The organism is Nonomuraea sp. NPDC049655 (genome assembly GCF_044465465.1).
In the GTDB taxonomy this organism is placed as follows: domain Bacteria; phylum Actinomycetota; class Actinomycetes; order Streptosporangiales; family Streptosporangiaceae; genus Nonomuraea.
Genome location: NZ_JBITLS010000004.1, coordinates 461865 through 477967 on the forward strand (window position 1 = coordinate 461865; position 16103 = coordinate 477967).

Consider the following 16103-nt stretch of genomic DNA (forward strand, 5'->3'; position numbering starts at 1 on the left):
GTTAGATACGATACAAGAACTAGCAGCTCAGGCTTGTCAGACTGCTGAACGCAGCGGTCCTGACCATGGGAAGCCGACAATCACGTCATCTCCGATCGGGTTAGAACGGATGGTCTCTGGGCCACAACTAGTGGGAGGGAGAGGGCACCTGCGGTGTGGAGTCGTACAGTTCGGCATATGACTGCGAAGTCGTAGCGATGGAGGGGGCTCAGAAGGGCTCTGTCTGTGAGCCAGTGCTGAGGTTGATCGTGAGCATCCCCGCCGACGGTGTGTCGCCGCAAGAGAGCCCCCGCCCAGAGAACTTGCTACGGACACTCGTGGATAGCCAGGCCATCATGGTGACGCGCGAGCTGGGTTGCCAGAGCGGCGTTGGCACCCGTGGACGATCTCGTTCTCACTCGTAATGAAGTGGTTTGCGGCTTGACCAGGTAGGGCCGCCGGCGAACTCCGTCACTGACATGAGGACATGGTCCGCACACTTGAGCGATCTTGGAAGTTCACTGGCTGGTGACAGCGTGCTGCCGGCTACGTCCACACACACAACCGCACTGCGGCTACATCCGCACGTCCCTGACCACTGTCCTGATCAGTCGAACAGGCTGATCGGTCCGTCTGGAAAAGCGGACGGTCCGTAGCACACGCCGCCCTTAGTAGCGCCGTGGTGCGAGTATTGCCGAATTGATCTTATATAGATCAAGGGCAGCGCTCCGCGCCGCCTCGCGGCCCGTCGCCCGCTCGGCGGCCGGGCATGCGGCCTGGGGGCCGGTCCCGGCCGCCGGCGGCCCGGAAGTCGCATGGAAGCATGCAGCGGCGCGCGTATGCCGCGGCCAATTCCTGGATGTGACGACCAGCGCATCTCTGCTCATGCAGGAGACGGTGCTGGTCGCTGGAGCGTCTAAGATCCGGCTACTCATCGACAAGCTCGTTGACGTCTACAAGGGGAGACTGGCGTAGCTCATCGCGTACCTGGGTCCCTTTGAGCTTCTTCATAGACCTTGCGGCCCCGGTCTGCCGAAGGGACCATTGCCCGCTCTCCAGGTCGAGTACGTGAAGACCCCTCTTCAACCTTACGTCGCTAAACTCGCTGAGGTCGAGCATATACACCTCGTACTTAACGCCGCCTTTGTGTTGATCAGAGAGTGACGCTTGTATGAGGTGAGCAAAGCGAAGATCAACGAGTTGAGCGAGGATCTCATAGCCCGGTCGGGACTTCTGCTCGATATCGACCCGGAAGAAGGTGTATCCGTGAGATTGAACATTCTTCGACAGTCGTTCTAGCCCTGTCAGCAAGGCTTCGCTGTTCTGGGAAGAGACGTCTTGCTCCAAGTCGCGTTTCTTACTCTGAGCAGATCTCCTCGCTGCACCCGAGACATCCTCTTTTCCAACTTCCTGCGGGTCCGCCCTATTCTCTCTCGCCACGACGATGGCAGACGCGAATAGATTGAGATAGTCACGAGGAACACCCCCAGAGGCGAGGGCAAGTCGCCCTAGTGCCTCCCGACCTGCAAGACTGGATGGCTTTCTGAGGCCTGCTGCAATCGTATAGTCCGACAGGACAGACTCAAGGAATCGCTGAGTGGATGAAGGATCTTCCAACGTAAGATCTAGATCGATCTTAGATGCGTCATGCGGTATTTCGATTCCTAGTTTCGAGGATGGCTCGAATGGACGCGTTAGGCGTTCGATACTGGCAAGCTTGAGCCACCCGTTGCAGTCGCGCAGCATGCCTGTGATGTAGTCGAGGAGACGAGGTTGGTCGGCGATAGGGAAAAGATAGAAGTCGTCAATGTACACGAATAGGCGTATGAGCTCTTCTCTCAGAATTGGCCGCAACGCAGTATTAAGGTCCGGAAGTATGCTGGTGACAGCTTCGCCAGACGGGGCCCCTTCTTTTCGGATACGTGCGATTGCACCGTTCAGGCTTCTGAGGCGAGAGAAGTTCTCCGATTGGGACGATCCCGCATGCTTAATCAAGGCAGTCGTGACTGCTTCTGCTACGAAAAGGAAGGCGCCTGCGGGGCCAGCCTGCCTGAAAGTATGGGCGTTCAACCATACTGTTACGTGACCGTCTCGCTCCGAAATCCGTTTCGCCTCCAGCATCAAGGCGGTCTTTCCAACGCCTCGGCGACCGTAAATTATGTGGTGTCTTGACGCCCCGATAGCGGTTAGGCCTGCTCGCGGATCCTCGTTATATTTGAGGCTAGGTAGCGCATCTGAGGTTCGTGACCTGGCTTCCAGAAGTTGGATGAGCTGATCGACGGCTGGGTTAGACAGCTTTCCTCGACGGTTGGAGTCTTCCGCTTTTTTCGTGATCTCCGGGGGCGTGCGGAAAGTAACAGTTATCGGATATTCTGGCTCGCCCGAGAGGGCGTTTAGCTCATTCTCTAGTGCTCCAGCAGTGCTCTGGGCGAGAAGAAGCATCTCTCGGGGAACTGTGGCAATTACCCACCGTTCACCCGGAAACGTGCGCTCCTCTACCTTTTCTGCGCGCACGCCTGCCTCGTCGAGATATCTCTTGACGTGATCCGCATAGTCAATCTCTGACATTACACATGTCCATTCACTAGAGCGTACTCTTCGCATGCCTTAACAAAAGCTGCGGCTATGGTCGCCAGCTCTCGAGAATCTGCTTCCCAGCTAGACTGACTTGCGGGATAGAGGTCATAATCTGCTTCGTTTCGCAGAAGGCGTGCATTTGTCAGCTGCACCTGCCTCAAGGGGGCGTCCGCCATGTCAGCAGGCAAATTCTTGGGCAACTTGCTATGTTGCTGATAGTCGTCGCCGCCATGTGTTGCGAACACTATCGCTCTTGCGGAATGATACATGGCATAGTAATGCCTACTTATTGCGGTACGAAATTGGAGATCGAATAGTAGTTTATCGCCGACTCGAAGGTGTTCGCCCGCAAATGTCAGTCTGTCAGAAATAGCTTGCCGAATCCCGTCTGCCAACGGAAAGGGATGCAGGCCACTATTAAGAGATGCGAACGCCGCCATATCGGCTTTCTTGCGCGTGGCTAGACTTAAGAGCATTCGATCAGCCACTGTTATTGTCGGCATGGTCCTCCTTGAGCAGATTCACCGACGTCGCGATTTGGCGGGCGCTCTAGCGCAGCCTTGCATCGTAACCCATGCCACATCGTCTCGCATAGCTGTTGTCGCCCTTGCGTGATACGCCAAAGAATTTAAGTGCGCATAATTGAAGTTATCGACGGACCGAAATGGCAGACGGTCACCATGCTAGGTACGTGAGACGGAGACTGTAGATGGATTAGCTCCCAGGCCCTCTGATCCTCCTCGCTGTCCGAGTGCCCCGGACGTGCCCGCCTCATCAAGGGCGCCTGCGGCGTCGCTTCGCGATCGGCTTCGCTGACCCTTGACACGGCGGTCACGTCCTGGGGGCCGGCAGCTACGAGGAGGACGGAGACGGTCCAGGAGACGGGCCGCGTCGGCCCTTGTCTGGGCAGATCGGATCGCGTGATCGTCGTGCCATTAACGTGCCATTAAGGGCGGTCATCAGGGGGTACTCACGGTCACTCGCGGACTGCCTCTCGCCCAGGTGGGGGCCGTTTCCCCTGGTGATCAGGCCGATTTGCAAGCAGGATGTCAGGAGTTCGAATCTCCTAGGCTCCACTCATACAAAAGCCCAGGTCAATGGCCTGGGCTTTTGATCGTTAGTGGGCCTTGTTCTGGGGCCGTGCCCGCTGCGTGCCCGATGTGCTCAGGGCTACCCTTGCTAGCTCGTCAAGCGGCGGCACGCCTACCGCTGGCTCTCCGCCCACCCGCCGTCCGGGCGTGCGGCCTGGGGCCGGTCCCGGACGGCGGCGGGACACCGGGCCGGGGGCCACACGCCTGCCGCGTCGTACGAACCGGGCGCACCGACCATGCTTGCCGCGCCGCCGCACAGTCGAAGCCCTCACGATCGCCACGGCATGGCTGGCCACCGTACATGGTCGGGGGTGCTCGTCTAGGAGTTGACCCCTGAACCGGCTGATTGCGGCCCGGTCATGCAGGGGGCAGGGGGCAATACGACACCAGGTGCGTTCCGAGAATGTTGCAAGCGGAGAGGGTGGCGCTTCCCTCTCTACGATCATCATCCGGGTGGGCAAGCACAACAAGACTGTTTCTTGGCCCATGCCTTCGCCAAGCTGTATCCGTGAACGCCACAAGTAGCGGGGTCTGGGATCCGTTCGGCACCCTCCACAACGCCCTGTGGATCGGAGGTGGGCAATGGGCCGGGAAGTCCACCGTTGCCAGGGTGCTGGCCATCCGGTACGAGCTGACCGCCTATCACTACGACTACCACGACGCGCGCGCACACAATGACCGCCGGATCGCCCGCCGAGTGCGACTTGGCGAGCCCACCGCTGATCCTGACCCGGAGACCGTCTGGGTGAACACCACCCCTCAAGAGATGGCCGACGAGACCCTGGCCGGCTTTCCCGCGCGGTTCGAGTGGGCGTTGGACGATCTGCGCGGCCTGGTGTCGGGGCGACCTGTCGTTGCCGAAGGCTGGGGATTGCGTCCCGAACTGGTCGCTTCCATCATCGACTCGCCCTGTCGGATGATCGTCATGGTGCCGAGCGAAGCATTCCGTCAGCGCCAGCTCCGCGAACTGCCCCGTGCTGGCAGCCTCCGCCTCCAGGTGAGCGACCCTGAGCGAGCACAGGAGAACCGGCTTGCCCGAGACCGCCTCGTCGCCGATGAGGCGGTCCGCTCCGCTTGCCGCTTGGGCATCCGAGTCCTGGAGGTCGATGGCTCCGACGATGCGGAAGTCGTGGCAGACACCGTGGCCGACCACTTCAGCTCCTATCTGTAGCTCACGTAGATCGACGGGTCTTACAACGCAGGTACGTGTCGCCCCTTGTTTGAGATCCAGCGATGCCACGAGGACCTGTCTCGGAATTACGGTGCTGATCCGCAGGTTCTGCGTTCGCGTCCGGAGATCTCCCTTAGCGTTGGGGCTTTAGTCCTGTTGCAGATGAAAGGCCAAGTCGGGACCGGAGCAGTCTCCAGCTGTAAAACCGTCGGCTCTGCCTAGAGGAGCTCAAGCCATCGTTCGCCCTGCTTAACGAGGTAGGCGAACGGTTCAACACGCCCCTGTTGCACAACGATCTCGTGCGGCGATTCGATGCCGCAGGAGCAGACCTGGTCCCTGGTCAACGGGTCCGGGTCCGAGTGACCCAGCAGCACCCATGGGGCGTCATGGTGGAGATCCTGGGTCACGAGGGCATCGGTGCATCGATCGATGGCGCGGCGATCGACAGTCCCTCCGGCGTCGGACGGGCGTGGCTTGGCGAGTATCCGGCTGTGGGGACGGAGGTGGACGCCGTGGTGCAAGGGATCCGTCGATGGAGTCCGCCGGCGTGGGCGCGTCTGACGATTCGATCTCAGGACCTTCACAGCTTTCAGTGGCTGTGCGATTTCTGCGGTACGCCCACCGTCCTCAGCCCGGCAGGGGACGGCGTGGTCACGGATGTCAGGAGCGCAGACGGCCCTGGCAGCCATACCGTCGTCACGCACCGAGAATGTCTGAGAAGCCGTCTGCATGAGTCGAGCAACGAGCACGCGCGTGTCGACTCGGTGGGGCGGGGATGAGCGATGGCTGCATTCCGGATGAATCGTCACTACGTGGGTCGCCGACCTGACGCAATGAGCATGCGCCATAGGTGACGAGCTCTATGATCAGGTTCGTCCTGATCGTTCAGATTCGGAGAAGATGTCAATCTCATGCGCCGCGCCATGGTCCTTCTGGGGGGCGTCGCCCTCGCCATCGGCGCGTTCGTCCTCTTCTACCGGGGCCCGGGACAACCGTTCATCCGCGGCTACGTGAGCGACGTCGGCGCCACCATGCTGGTCTACGCGTTCTTGGGGCTGTTGTGGCGCACCACCGCCGCACGCCGCACCCTGGCCACGGCCGCGATCGCCGTCGCCGTCGAGTTCTACCAAATAGTCGGCATGACCCCGCCGGGCATCGGCGGTGTCCTGGTCGGCGCATTCCCCGACCCATGGGACCTGGTCGCCTATGCCGTCGGTATCGTCGCGGCCCTGGTCTGGGAACACCGACTGGTCCGATCCGGTGACCAGGCCGGCTCACTCTCGGACACCACCCCACCGGCACGCTGACGGTACGGACGCCCCACAGCGGCGAGGTCGCAAGCAGGATGTCAGGAGTTCGAACCTTCTAGGCTCCACCAGCCAAAACGCCGCTTCTCTGATCATGGGAAGCGGCGTTCGTGCCGTTAACAGTCGCTGTCGTGTCCCATGCGTGCCTTGAGGTCGGCCAGGCTGGCACCTGACTGGGCGACGAAAGTGTTGCCGGTGTGCCAGAGATCGTGGAAGTGCAGGCTCTGTACGGCCCATCTCCTTGAGCGCTTCCGTCCACTTGGCCTCGCGTCTGAAGTTGCCGCCCCTGAGGAAGGCCCCGCGCTTGCCTAGGAAGACGAAGGCGTCGCCCTGTGGGGCGACGTAGGTGGCCAGGTGTTCGGTCAGTACGGGGATGATGACTGCCGGGATGCTCACCGTCCGGCCTCCTGCTCGTGACTTGAGCGGGCCCAGGCGCATCTCGCCGCCTTCAAGTGGCCGCCCGAGCGCGGCCACACGCTGCGCGTGCGGCCGGGGGGCCGTTCTCGCGCGCACCCGCGCTCGGATCGCGCATACTTACACCTTCCGCACCATGACGCCGGCCGCACGGACGAAGTCCTCCACCGCCACGCGGACTTCCGGAGTCAAAGCCTTCACCTCATCCGAGGTCTCGGCCTTGTTCATGCTCTTGACCAACTCCATGGCGTGGTTCGCGAGTCGTCTGATCTCGACATCCTCTGTGATCAGTTCTACCTGATACAGAGCCGTCCACCCCGCTGCACGTGCGCGCAAGACCTCATCCACCGCCGTGCGGTAGGTCTCGCTCTTCCTGTCGTCTTTGGCCCGCTCACTCCAGGCTCGTCGTTGGGCACTGCGGAAGTCCAGGATGATACGCGCAAAGTCGCTGTAGATCTTGATCTGCTCGCCTCGAAGCCGCTCCGCTCGAGCGAACCTTTCCGATCTATCGATGGAACGACGCTGGAGTAGAAATGTCATCAGAGAGCCTAAGAGGGTCCCTGTGACCGCAATGATGGATGTGACGATCGCCGACATTCCCTGAGTTGACCACGAGGTGCTTTCGCGTGTGAAGCGCAGCCAGGTGCTCTTGCCTCCGGCGAGGGCGCTCCGGCTCCGGGATGGTCGTCATGCCGGGTACCAACGCGGTACGGCTGCGAGGCACAGCTACGGCGTCAATCGTCTGCGCGCACGCCCTGCTCTTGCGGGATGGGGAAGCCGTAGCGCTGTGAGATCTCCTCGAGGGCTTGGACGCAGGCCGACTGAACTGGCTGGTAGTTCGCGTAGTTCAGTTTCACGCTCGCGTATGGCTCGTTGCGACACGGTCCTCGACCGGAGGTCGTTCCGTGCCACCCGCACAGGCCTTTGTATCCCTCTGTGCCTGGGTTGTGATTCTTGCGTTCGTAGGGCTTCACCCAAATCACGACGTCTGCCATGACTGCTGACGTTACGACCCTTGCCGATGGCAGGGTAGAGAGCGGCTGCTGTACGAAGCCGCGAATTGCGAAAGCCGCCCCGGTCAGAGGTGGCCTACTGCGATAGATCCTTCTGTCTCCGGCGTTCTAAATGATCTCTAAGGCGCTTGAGTGCCTTGCGCGTGTCTTCTCGTCGATCGTGTCTTCACTCGTAATGAAGGGGGCAGGGGTTCGAATCCCCGAGGCGGCTCCCAGCTCGAAGGCCCTCCCGGATGATCCGGAAGGGCCTTTTTGATCTCCGTACAGCTGCGCCATACAGCAACCCTTGTAGCCGATGCCCATCGATGGGCTACGGATTAGGCTGATCCGGTGGATGTGACTGCCCTGGAGAATCTGCGCTTGGCGAGCGTGCTAGCAAGTCAGTTCACACATCGATCTGAAGCCCCGGTCATAGGCGAGGTCTGGCTCAGATTCGAGACGTTGAATGTCAACCTAGGTGTTGCCGCTGATTGGGAACTCAGGATCGACTCCGAGGGGCCGGGGGAGGGCTACGTGATGGAGGAGCTGGGCAGCCGCGTGGATGTGATCGCCGCTCCCGATGAAGTTCCCTTCGTGAGGTACATCGGTCAGCGGTTGCGGCGCTTGGTCGAGGAGTTCGATGACTTGTCCGGCCAACGCATGCGCATGGCCTTCGAGTTCGAGGAGGGAACTGTCATCGCCCGAAGTTGGGGAGGCGACTTGCAGATAGCCCACGCCTAGAACCGCAGCGGAGGCCATCCCCTAGCCGTGGAAATGGCCTCCGCTGATGTGTTGCATGACTAGGGTTCTGTTGGGCTAGAGATCTAGGCTGGCGTTGAGCTGGGCGAGAGCCTTGCGGGTCTCCGGGCTGGCGATCTGGGTGTAGACGTTCATGGTCACGGAGATCTGCGAGTGCCGCAGGATGCGCATCGCCACCCGAGGGTGAACGCCCAGAGCGGCGAGCATCGAGGCGCAGGTGTGGCGGGTGTCGTGAACGCGGATGCGTGGGACACCGGCGGCGTTGCCACGTAGCTCGAATGAGTGGTTGAAGTTCCGCGGTTCGACGGGTGTGTCGTACCGGGTGGTGAAGACGAGCTCTGAGTCCTTCCACTTGTCGCCGGCCTCCTTGCGAGCTCCCTCCTGGACCCAGCGTCGGTGCTTGAGCGCAGTGACGCAAAGGCCGGGAGCGGCAGCGAGGCGTCTGAGTCGGTGGTCTTGGTGGAGTCCCGGTGGAGCAGTTTTCCGTGGACGCGGTTGAGCTGCTGAGAGACCCACAGCTCTTGGCCGTCGAGGTTGATGGTGTCCCAGGTGAGGCCGAGGACTTCACCACGGCGGAGGCCGAGGACCAGCATGAGCACGAAGGCGGCGTAGAGCGGTTCGTCTATGGTCCGAAGGTGTTCAAGGAACGTCCGGGCATGCTGATCGCCGCGACCCCGAAGAGCGTGGTTCGTGGCGAGGCGTGCAGCAGGAGACCTGCCAGGACCACCGGCAGCAGGAGTTCGGTCCACGAGAGCAGCTGCCACCATGCCCTTGTCGTCATGAGGAAGGGAACGACGAAGTCGGCTCCCCGGCAGATCCAGATGTTCAGCTCTGCCGGGCTGATCCGGGAGGTCTTCAGGATGACCGGCCCGGAGATGGCCGGGACCGCCCCGGCGCGGAGTGTCTCTGCGAGGAGGTTCGTCTCTGCATGAGGTGTCTGCCCCACAACAGCCTCTCCGTTCTCCTGCTTGCCGGCAGATCGACTCGGGCGACACGGGCGGACGAAGGTCATGATCCAGCAAGCGCGATGACAGCAGCCCTGACAGCAACGTCCCCGTACACGGGCTCACTACGACGACCGTCCACCACCCACTGAACACGGCGTCCGGCAGTCCAGGTCATAAGCCTGGGCTTCTGATCCGGCGTTCGTCTGTGGGGTGCTGGGAGGGCAGCGCGGCTCCGGGTGCGATCGGTTCGCTCCGAGGAGCTGTCCAGGTGGCTACGTGGAGGACGAACGCCAGAGTCTCCCCAACTGTCCAGGGTGTCGACGCCGGTGGTCGACTTCTCGGAGTGGCGAATAGGGGGCTGCGGCTAAGGGGTCTGACTTTTTGCTGTGCTCAGTAGCCTTGGACTGGCATTATGCCCCTTGCGTGTCATATCGAGGCAATCCTCGATGAATGGCAGAAAGGTGCGTCATTAATGGTGCTTCGTGGGGCTAGCCCTAGTCAGCAGCAGGTCGTCATGGCTGCCGGACATGCCTATGCGGCGGGGCGGCGGGTCTTCGTTGCCCGGTTCACTGCCCCTCTGGACAAGGCGCCCGAAGGAAGAACTCTCCCCGAGATCGGTGAGCTCATCGAGGAGATCGAGGGGCAGGGGTGGTACTTGGAGCACATGGCCACCAGTGTTCTGGTGGCCGCCTTCGGCCGCCGCCACGACAACATCACGTGCCTATTCCGTCGTGGTGAATGAGATGTGAGCGGCGGTGGCGTCGTCGTAGGTCTTGCCGCGGGGCCAGCGTTCGCCGTCCGGATCTGAGTATGCGGCGGCCCGGACTGTGGTGATGAGGTCCGCCGGCCCGTGCTGGTCGAGTGTGTCCAGGGCTTCGCGCCAGGTGGTTAGGTGGAAGCGGTCGACGAGGCGGGAGGCGCCGTCGCTGAGCAGGGCGGCTGCGCGTACTCGGTCGGCGGGGATGTTGCCGGTGATGTCCAGGACGAGGACGGAGTCGGCCGGGACGAGTTCAGGCAGAGGATTCGGACCTTGGCTGATCGAGGCGATGAGGGTGGAGCCGAGGGTGCGGGAGTACCAGGCCACCCCGTGGGAGCAGCCGGAGTCGGATCCGGGTGGTGTGCCTGCGCCGTCGAGGAGTACGGCGGCGTCCGGGGTGGCGGCGACGAAGTCCTCGTTCGCCCGGCCTGGGGCCGCTTGGGTGGCGAAGGTGACCCGCACGGTCTACTCCTCTTTGTGCCGGTAGAGCGGGCTGGCCAGCTCGGCCTTGATGGGCTCGCCTGATGATGGGTCGTACTCGACGCTGACCACTGTGGAGAAGCGCTTGTCGCCGACCTGTCCCCACAAGGTTGCGATGTCCGTCTGGAGAAGCTGCACCATCCTGACCCTTCGTCGTTTCAGCTCAGGATGATGGGGTTGGTGAGCGCCGCCATGTGTTCGTTGGGATGACGCACCTCAACGCGGACGAAGGACGATTCCTCCGCATTGGTATGCCACTCCAAGACGCCTGATCCATCGCCTGGCAATGGTGCGCGGTGCACCGTTCCTCGATCGGTGTGAAAGCTGACAATGCCGGACGGCACACCACAGACGTCCACCCGGACCACAGCCGGTTCGCCGTAGGTATCCAGCCGCCCCCCGATATCGGCACTGCCATCACCAGCAGAGACCTGGAGCGACAGCTCAACCGTGGCCGATTCGGCGATCCAGCTCCGGCCGGTACGGATGCCGGCTAGGACTGCGTCAGCACTCAGTTCCTCAGCCAGCACGACGGTGTGCGGTCTGCCGATCTGGCCCTCCAGATGGGTGTCGCTGTTGCCCATCGCAGGACGCCACCGTCCACGGCGGATGTCGACGGCCAGGCCCCGGCCCCATTCGGCCAGTGCTGCCGCATTGTCCGCCTGCCAAGGCTCATCGGAGATCCATGGCCCGTTCCACACCTCCACCACATCAAATCCCTCGAACGGGTACATGAAGACACCAGAGGGGTACGGCGCGTACGGGTGGGCCGCCACGCATAGGCCACCAGCCTCATGTACCTGACCCAGATGCTTGCCGATCACGTCGTCGCGGACGCCGTACCGCCAGTCGACCACCTGCCCCGGACTGATGCCGAGCGCCAGCCAGTGCCCGGTCTGGCTGGTGGCCTCCTGGCCAATGATCACCAGCAGGTCGTCACCGACGAGCGAACCCCACGCACCATGCGCATCTGCGGTGTTGTGCTCAGTGGTCGCGATGAAGTCCAGCCCCGCAGCACGAGCACCGGCCGCAAGCTCCTCCGGCGTCAGCTCTCCACCGTTCGAGAGAACCGAATGCACATGGCAGTCACCTCGATACCAGCCACGCTCCTGACCAACCACCCGCTTCGGCGGGAACTGCGATTCCGACGTCCCATAGTTCGTGACCATCCCGGCAGCGTATTCACTTCACAGGAGAGATACACAAGTAAGCTCGTCGAACTTGCGCGCTACTTCGCGTTGATGTTCGTCCGTGGAGTGCTGGCACATAAGGACGGCGCGGGTGCTGTGTGGCCCATGCGGGCCATCGGCTCCCCGATCAAACGGCGGGACACCGGGCCGGCCCCGCACGTATGAACCGAACGCTCCAACCTGGCCCAATGCCGTCGTACAGATGCAGTCTTTAAGATCGCCACGCGTAGTTGGCCGTCGCACATTTGCTTGGACGATGTGATTGCGGTCTGCTGCCAAGCTAAGGCATGGACCAGTCTGGGGGCGATACGGCAACTCCGCACTCTCGGATTGTGGATCAACGTGGGATGCTCTCGACATGACCGCGGTAGGGACGAGGTGAACGATGCTCCATACAACCCCACCCACCGAGTCGGACAAGATCGATACCCTCCGCGTGTGTGGCACCGTTGTCCTGGTGCTGGGCCTGGCTCTTTGCGTAGGAGCCCTGTTCTTCGCAGACGGTGAGCCCCCCTGGCAGGTCCTTGGAGTCTTCACGCTCGTGGTCCTGGTTGGATTGACTCTGCGCATTGAAGCGGCTGTCCGTCACCGTTAACCACTTCAGGCCCCGGAGTGCGTTCGATGGTCTTGGGCTCAGGTGTGCGCGGTTCGCGTTTCCACCGCAGGTCGACGCTCAGATTTCGGGGGCCTTGACGACTGACTCCCTGTAAGCCGTCGGCGGTTCGACATGGGGACAAAACGGGGGAATGGCGGGGAGTCGCGGGGAGCGTGGTTGAGCTACAGCGCGCCTAGCACTTCGCCCAATAGATCATCCGACCGTACGAACGCAGCATCGTCGAATCAGGTGGCCCGTCATGGATTCGGGACTCGATGAGAGGGCCGTCTCCAGAGAGAAGAGCGTCGAGCTCGAAAATCGCATCCTCGATGTCCTCGTCGAGTTCACTGGTACGGCGTCGAACCCAGAAGTGCAATCCGACGCGATCCGTCTCCACGCAGACTGCGACGGCAATGACGTCGGCAGAAACAAGGCCCAATAATGCTTGGACCGCATCCAGAACTATCGCGTTCTCTCGCTCAAGTTCCTCCGAACTGGTCATGGTCGCACTCCAGTTAGGGCTGACCGACATGATCACAGCGCATGAGGTGCTGCTTGAGCAGCGATGATCCGTCGGAAGAGCCTTCCACAGGCGGCAGCTGATGATCTACGCCTGCCCGGCCTCGACGTGAGCGCTCACCGCGCCGCCTGTCGTCCGTACGTGCCCCCCACGTTTTAGTCCTCGCCGGAGACGACGAGACGGAGATGACTGATGGACCACGGGTTCGCCAAGTACGTGGCGCATCGCCATCTACGGCTGTGCCGGATGGCGTACCTCCTCACCCGGGACTGGGGCACCGCCGAGGACCTGGTGCAGACGGCGTTGGCCAAGGCCTGGGTGGCCTGGCGGCGGATCGAGGGCAACCCCGATCCGTACGTGTATCGCATCATCGTCAACACCCACGCCACCTGGTGGCGTCGGTTGTGGCGTGGCGTGGCGAGGTGCCGGTCGAAACCCTGCCCGAGACGGCCGACCCGCAGGACCACGCGGCCGCCATGGGGGACCAGGCGGCGCTGTGGAAGGCCATCGCCACCCTGTCGCCCCGTCAGCGGGCGGTGATCGTCCTGCACTGTTTCGAGGGACGGACGCTCACCCAGATCGCCGACATCATCGGCTGCTCGCTGGACGCGGTCAAGAGCCAGCTCGGCAGGGCGCTGACCCGTCTGCGCGTCGATCCGGACATCCGCACCATGAATCTGAAGGAGCTCCAGCGATGAGGCACACGGAGAGCAACCTGCGCACGCTCCTGGATACGTACGCCCATGACGCGACCAGTAGGGAACCGGTCCCCCACCTCGACGCGATCGTCCGCCGAGGCCGCCGGATGCGGCGGGGTCCGACGTTCGCTGAACGTCGGGGTGCTGGGCGTCGCCACCGTCGCTGCCGTCATGCTGACGGGCCCCGACCGGACCGACCAGGCCGCGGTGGCCGCGCCGCCCAGCTCGGCGCGGATCCAGACGCCCCCGGAGCTGCCCAAGACGTTCCCCGTGGGCGCTGGGAGCCGAGAAGTTCACCCTTCCCCTCATCCACACCCAGCGCTTCGGAACGACAGGCGTCCGCAAGAGCGTGACGTTCACACCGACGAGCTTCTCCACCGGTTACAAGGTGGTCTGTGCGGATCCCCGAGCATGGGTCGTCGTCAGGGTCCCGCTCAAGAGCGGCGAATCGGGCGGCACGTCCGGGCGGTGTGGAGCCGGGGTGGGCGGCCATCACGACCGGCTGTCGGCGCCGACCAAATGGCTCAAGGGCCGGCAGACGATCCAGGTATGGGTCTTCCCCGCGGACGCCCCCGTCGTCAGGGTCGCCGAAGAACTCGGCCGCTGCCTGCCGTTCCCGAAGGGGGCGACGTGCGACGAGCGGGCGGCCGGCGTCTCACTTCCTCGCCCTGACGTGCTCGAACGCCTCTCGGCGGAGGTCGGCGAACAGCCCGGCGAGTGGGCGGTCGGCATCTACGACCGCCCGACCACCGTTGATCGCGGTCACCAACCCTCCTGACCGCGGGGCACGAGGTCGGACGGCGTCCCGCCCGACAGGGGCATCGGAAGAACGGCACCGCGGCCCTCACCCCGCCCGCCGTCCGGGCGCGCGGCGGGGGCCGGTCCCGGACGGTGGCCCGCCGGCGTCTGTGCCGGGTCGATCGGGGTGTAGTGGATCGCCGCGTGTTCGGCCCGAACGGAACGTGGCCGGCAGCCGGACGTTCCTGCGCACCGCTCACGCATGCCTGTCCGCCCACTAGGCTCCAGTCGTGATCACGGTAGTCGACTACGACCCCACATGGCCGGATCGGTTCGAGGCGCTGCGCACGGAGTACGCCGAGGCATTGGCAGCCGCCGAAGTCGCCGTGATCTCCATCGAACATGTCGGCAGCACGTCAGTGCCCGGGCTGGCCGCCAAGCCGATCATCGACTGCGACATCGTGGTGGCGGAGCAGGATGTCGCAGCCGCCTCGGACGTCCTGATCGGCCTGGGGTTCTCGCCGTTGGGCGAGCTGGGGATCCCCCAGAGATGGGCCTTCAAGGCACCCGCACGACTCGCCGGGACCCACACCTACGTCATCGTCGACGGTTCGCTGTCCCTCCGCAATCATCTCGCGGTCAGGGACACCCTGCGAACCAACGCGAGACTTCGCGACCAGTACGCCATGGTGAAGAAGCACGTTGCCGGGAACGCCGCCGACATCGACGACTACGTCCGAGGAAAGAACGCGACGGTCCAGGCCATCCTCGCGGAAGCCGGCCTGACCGACGCTGAACGAGCCTCGATAAATGCCAACCAGGTGCCGTCCCAATAGGGGCTCGGCGTGCACAACCGAGGTCAGGTGTAGTCCGCGTACGCCATGTGGATCCCACAGTCGCGACACCTGAACAGGCAGCTGCTCGGGTGGGAATTCCTTGCCGACGCCGCCACCCCGCAAACAGGCGCTGCAGCTGATGCCCTTACCGTGAGAGCCCTGGGGAACGCCGCTTTCATACTTGCAGCGGTGGTGGCCGCCTTCGATCTCATTTTCCAGCAAGAGCTCTCCACCAATGCTCTCCTCGGGACGCTCATTTTCGCTGGGATCGGTGTCGGGCTTCGCATCGAAGCCGCGATTCGCCTGCGTGATTGACGGGCTGTCCCGCTGCCGAGCTGCCTGTAGGCGTCGCATGGGAACAGGTCAGCCGATGACGGTCGGCCGGGGCGTCGTAGGTCATGATGCCCCTGGCGGGTTACCGAAGAGCAGAGGGCGTTTCGATGGCTGTGCGCAGGACGGACCCGCCTTCTCGGCGTGAGGGACGAGCAAGGAGCGGGCTCTTGGGCCCCGCCCTGGTCAACCTCGCGCTCGGCGTGCCCGCGGCCCTGCCGCTCGCTCTGGCGCGCTGGCTGCTGACCGAGTACCTGCCGATGGACTGCAGGAGCACGGAAGACCTCGCCAAGCCGGGTCTCGTCAACTGCAACTACACGACGCTCGATCACGCGAGCATCGTCATGTTCCTCCTGGCGGTTACCGGCGTCGTCATCCTGGCGCTGGTGGTGGTGGTCGACGTGGTTCTCCCCGTCCGGCGCGGGCGGGGGCTCGCGGCGCGGCTCGGCACGGCGGTGCTCATCCCGCTGCCGTTCGCGGCCTGCCTGGCGCTGCTCTGACGCCGGGACCCGGGGTGTCCGTCGGCAGAGGGGAAGGTGCTCAGCTGAGGTCGGCGGTGAGCGCGGCGAGTTCGCCGCGGGTGGGGACGCAGCGCCGCGCTGCCCGCCGTACGGCGCCCGTGAACAGAACGGGCCCGGGATGACGTCCGGGGCCTGCCTGTACGACGGCGGCGATCCGCGGGCTGGAGTCGGCGAACCTGCCTTCCCACCTTGACCGATGGC

19 protein-coding genes and 1 tRNA gene are annotated in these 16103 nt (G+C 63.3%); 13 read left to right on the forward strand and 7 right to left on the reverse strand.

What is annotated here, in order from left to right:
- Positions 1-906: 906 nt before the first annotated feature.
- Entirely contained in the window at positions 907-2547 is a 1641-nt protein-coding gene (locus tag ACIBQ6_RS16155; protein WP_397212629.1) for a hypothetical protein, read from the reverse strand.
- 1608 nt (positions 2548-4155) lie between these two features.
- On the opposite strand from ACIBQ6_RS16155, the gene ACIBQ6_RS16160 reads away from it, so the two are divergent.
- The 3 genes from ACIBQ6_RS16160 to ACIBQ6_RS16170 all read left to right on the forward strand — a co-directional run bounded on the left by ACIBQ6_RS16160 (position 4156) and on the right by ACIBQ6_RS16170 (position 6125).
- Positions 4156-4818: a hypothetical protein gene (locus ACIBQ6_RS16160; RefSeq protein WP_397212631.1), complete on the forward strand. Its 663-nt coding sequence runs from the start codon at positions 4156-4158 to the stop codon at positions 4816-4818.
- Between the two features lie 386 nt (positions 4819-5204).
- The gene (locus ACIBQ6_RS16165; RefSeq protein WP_397212633.1) at positions 5205-5597 is read left to right on the forward strand and encodes a hypothetical protein; all 393 of its coding nucleotides are present in this window, start codon (positions 5205-5207) and stop codon (positions 5595-5597) included.
- 132 nt (positions 5598-5729) lie between these two features.
- Positions 5730-6125: a DUF2809 domain-containing protein gene (locus tag ACIBQ6_RS16170; RefSeq protein WP_397212635.1), complete on the forward strand. Its 396-nt coding sequence runs from the start codon at positions 5730-5732 to the stop codon at positions 6123-6125.
- Positions 6126-6659: 534 nt separating this feature from the next.
- Here ACIBQ6_RS16170 and ACIBQ6_RS16175 read toward each other — a convergent pair.
- On the reverse strand, positions 6660-7136 hold the full coding sequence (locus ACIBQ6_RS16175) for a hypothetical protein (protein WP_397212637.1): 477 nt from the start codon (positions 7134-7136) through the stop codon (positions 6660-6662).
- 539 nt (positions 7137-7675) lie between these two features.
- On the opposite strand from ACIBQ6_RS16175, the gene ACIBQ6_RS16180 reads away from it, so the two are divergent.
- Both ACIBQ6_RS16180 and ACIBQ6_RS16185 read left to right on the forward strand, forming a co-directional pair.
- A tRNA-Ser gene (locus tag ACIBQ6_RS16180) sits at positions 7676-7763 on the forward strand.
- Positions 7764-7882: 119 nt separating this feature from the next.
- Complete coding sequence (locus tag ACIBQ6_RS16185; protein ID WP_397212639.1) at positions 7883-8272, forward strand: hypothetical protein; 390 nt, start codon at positions 7883-7885, stop codon at positions 8270-8272.
- Between the two features lie 75 nt (positions 8273-8347).
- Here the strand turns inward: ACIBQ6_RS16185 and ACIBQ6_RS16190 are convergent, their stop codons facing one another.
- Entirely contained in the window at positions 8348-8806 is a 459-nt protein-coding gene (locus tag ACIBQ6_RS16190) for a tyrosine-type recombinase/integrase (RefSeq protein WP_397212641.1), read from the reverse strand.
- Between ACIBQ6_RS16190 and ACIBQ6_RS16195 the strand changes: the two genes are divergently transcribed.
- Both ACIBQ6_RS16195 and ACIBQ6_RS16200 read left to right on the forward strand, forming a co-directional pair.
- The gene (locus ACIBQ6_RS16195; RefSeq protein WP_397212854.1) at positions 8761-9222 is read left to right on the forward strand and encodes a hypothetical protein; all 462 of its coding nucleotides are present in this window, start codon (positions 8761-8763) and stop codon (positions 9220-9222) included. The two genes, ACIBQ6_RS16190 and ACIBQ6_RS16195, sit on opposite strands and share 46 nt — an antisense overlap.
- 529 nt (positions 9223-9751) lie before the next feature.
- The gene (locus tag ACIBQ6_RS16200; protein ID WP_397212643.1) at positions 9752-9979 is read left to right on the forward strand and encodes a hypothetical protein; all 228 of its coding nucleotides are present in this window, start codon (positions 9752-9754) and stop codon (positions 9977-9979) included.
- Here ACIBQ6_RS16200 and ACIBQ6_RS16205 read toward each other — a convergent pair.
- From ACIBQ6_RS16205 to ACIBQ6_RS16220, 4 genes are all read right to left on the reverse strand, one after another.
- Positions 9959-10456, reverse strand: a complete 498-nt coding sequence (locus tag ACIBQ6_RS16205; protein ID WP_397212645.1) for a hypothetical protein — start codon at positions 10454-10456, stop codon at positions 9959-9961. The genes ACIBQ6_RS16200 and ACIBQ6_RS16205 overlap by 21 nt on opposite strands.
- A gap of 3 nt (positions 10457-10459) precedes the next feature.
- On the reverse strand, positions 10460-10615 hold the full coding sequence (locus tag ACIBQ6_RS16210) for a hypothetical protein (RefSeq protein ID WP_397212647.1): 156 nt from the start codon (positions 10613-10615) through the stop codon (positions 10460-10462).
- A gap of 17 nt (positions 10616-10632) precedes the next feature.
- Positions 10633-11643, reverse strand: coding sequence for a CehA/McbA family metallohydrolase (locus tag ACIBQ6_RS16215; protein ID WP_397212649.1), 1011 nt, complete (start codon positions 11641-11643; stop codon positions 10633-10635).
- Positions 11644-12452: 809 nt separating this feature from the next.
- On the reverse strand, positions 12453-12761 hold the full coding sequence (locus ACIBQ6_RS16220) for a hypothetical protein (RefSeq protein ID WP_358291090.1): 309 nt from the start codon (positions 12759-12761) through the stop codon (positions 12453-12455).
- Between the two features lie 264 nt (positions 12762-13025).
- Between ACIBQ6_RS16220 and ACIBQ6_RS16225 the strand changes: the two genes are divergently transcribed.
- The 6 genes from ACIBQ6_RS16225 (at position 13026) to ACIBQ6_RS16250 (ending at position 15881) form a co-directional block, all read left to right on the forward strand.
- Positions 13026-13319 carry a sigma factor gene (locus ACIBQ6_RS16225; RefSeq protein WP_397212845.1) on the forward strand — a complete coding sequence of 98 codons (294 nt, stop codon included), beginning with the start codon at positions 13026-13028 and terminating at the stop codon, positions 13317-13319.
- Positions 13202-13477 (forward strand): sigma-70 family RNA polymerase sigma factor, encoded by a 276-nt coding sequence (locus tag ACIBQ6_RS16230; protein ID WP_397212651.1) that lies wholly within the window; start codon positions 13202-13204, stop codon positions 13475-13477. The genes ACIBQ6_RS16225 and ACIBQ6_RS16230 overlap by 118 nt, the downstream gene beginning before the upstream one ends.
- Positions 13478-13826: 349 nt before the next feature.
- A complete protein-coding gene (locus ACIBQ6_RS16235) occupies positions 13827-14255 on the forward strand; it encodes a hypothetical protein (RefSeq protein WP_397212653.1) in 429 nt (142 codons plus the stop codon).
- Positions 14256-14505: 250 nt separating this feature from the next.
- Positions 14506-15051: a GrpB family protein gene (locus ACIBQ6_RS16240; RefSeq protein ID WP_397212655.1), complete on the forward strand. Its 546-nt coding sequence runs from the start codon at positions 14506-14508 to the stop codon at positions 15049-15051.
- 189 nt (positions 15052-15240) lie between these two features.
- Entirely contained in the window at positions 15241-15366 is a 126-nt protein-coding gene (locus ACIBQ6_RS16245) for a hypothetical protein (protein ID WP_358291082.1), read from the forward strand.
- Positions 15367-15551: 185 nt separating this feature from the next.
- Positions 15552-15881, forward strand: a complete 330-nt coding sequence (locus tag ACIBQ6_RS16250; RefSeq protein WP_397212657.1) for a hypothetical protein — start codon at positions 15552-15554, stop codon at positions 15879-15881.
- The last annotated feature ends 222 nt before the right edge of the window (positions 15882-16103 follow it).

Coding starts and splice junctions, on each gene's coding strand:
- ACIBQ6_RS16155 (WP_397212629.1), bottom strand. CDS start 2,547: ATGTCAGAGATTGACTATGCGGATCACGTCAAGAGATATCTCGACGAG.
- ACIBQ6_RS16220 (WP_358291090.1), bottom strand. CDS start 12,761: ATGACCAGTTCGGAGGAACTTGAGCGAGAGAACGCGATAGTTCTGGAT.
- ACIBQ6_RS16165 (WP_397212633.1), top strand. CDS start 5,205: ATGGTGGAGATCCTGGGTCACGAGGGCATCGGTGCATCGATCGATGGC.
- ACIBQ6_RS16215 (WP_397212649.1), bottom strand. CDS start 11,643: ATGGTCACGAACTATGGGACGTCGGAATCGCAGTTCCCGCCGAAGCGG.
- ACIBQ6_RS16170 (WP_397212635.1), top strand. CDS start 5,730: ATGCGCCGCGCCATGGTCCTTCTGGGGGGCGTCGCCCTCGCCATCGGC.
- ACIBQ6_RS16175 (WP_397212637.1), bottom strand. CDS start 7,136: ATGTCGGCGATCGTCACATCCATCATTGCGGTCACAGGGACCCTCTTA.
- ACIBQ6_RS16225 (WP_397212845.1), top strand. CDS start 13,026: ATGGCGTACCTCCTCACCCGGGACTGGGGCACCGCCGAGGACCTGGTG.
- ACIBQ6_RS16210 (WP_397212647.1), bottom strand. CDS start 10,615: ATGGTGCAGCTTCTCCAGACGGACATCGCAACCTTGTGGGGACAGGTC.
- ACIBQ6_RS16200 (WP_397212643.1), top strand. CDS start 9,752: ATGGCTGCCGGACATGCCTATGCGGCGGGGCGGCGGGTCTTCGTTGCC.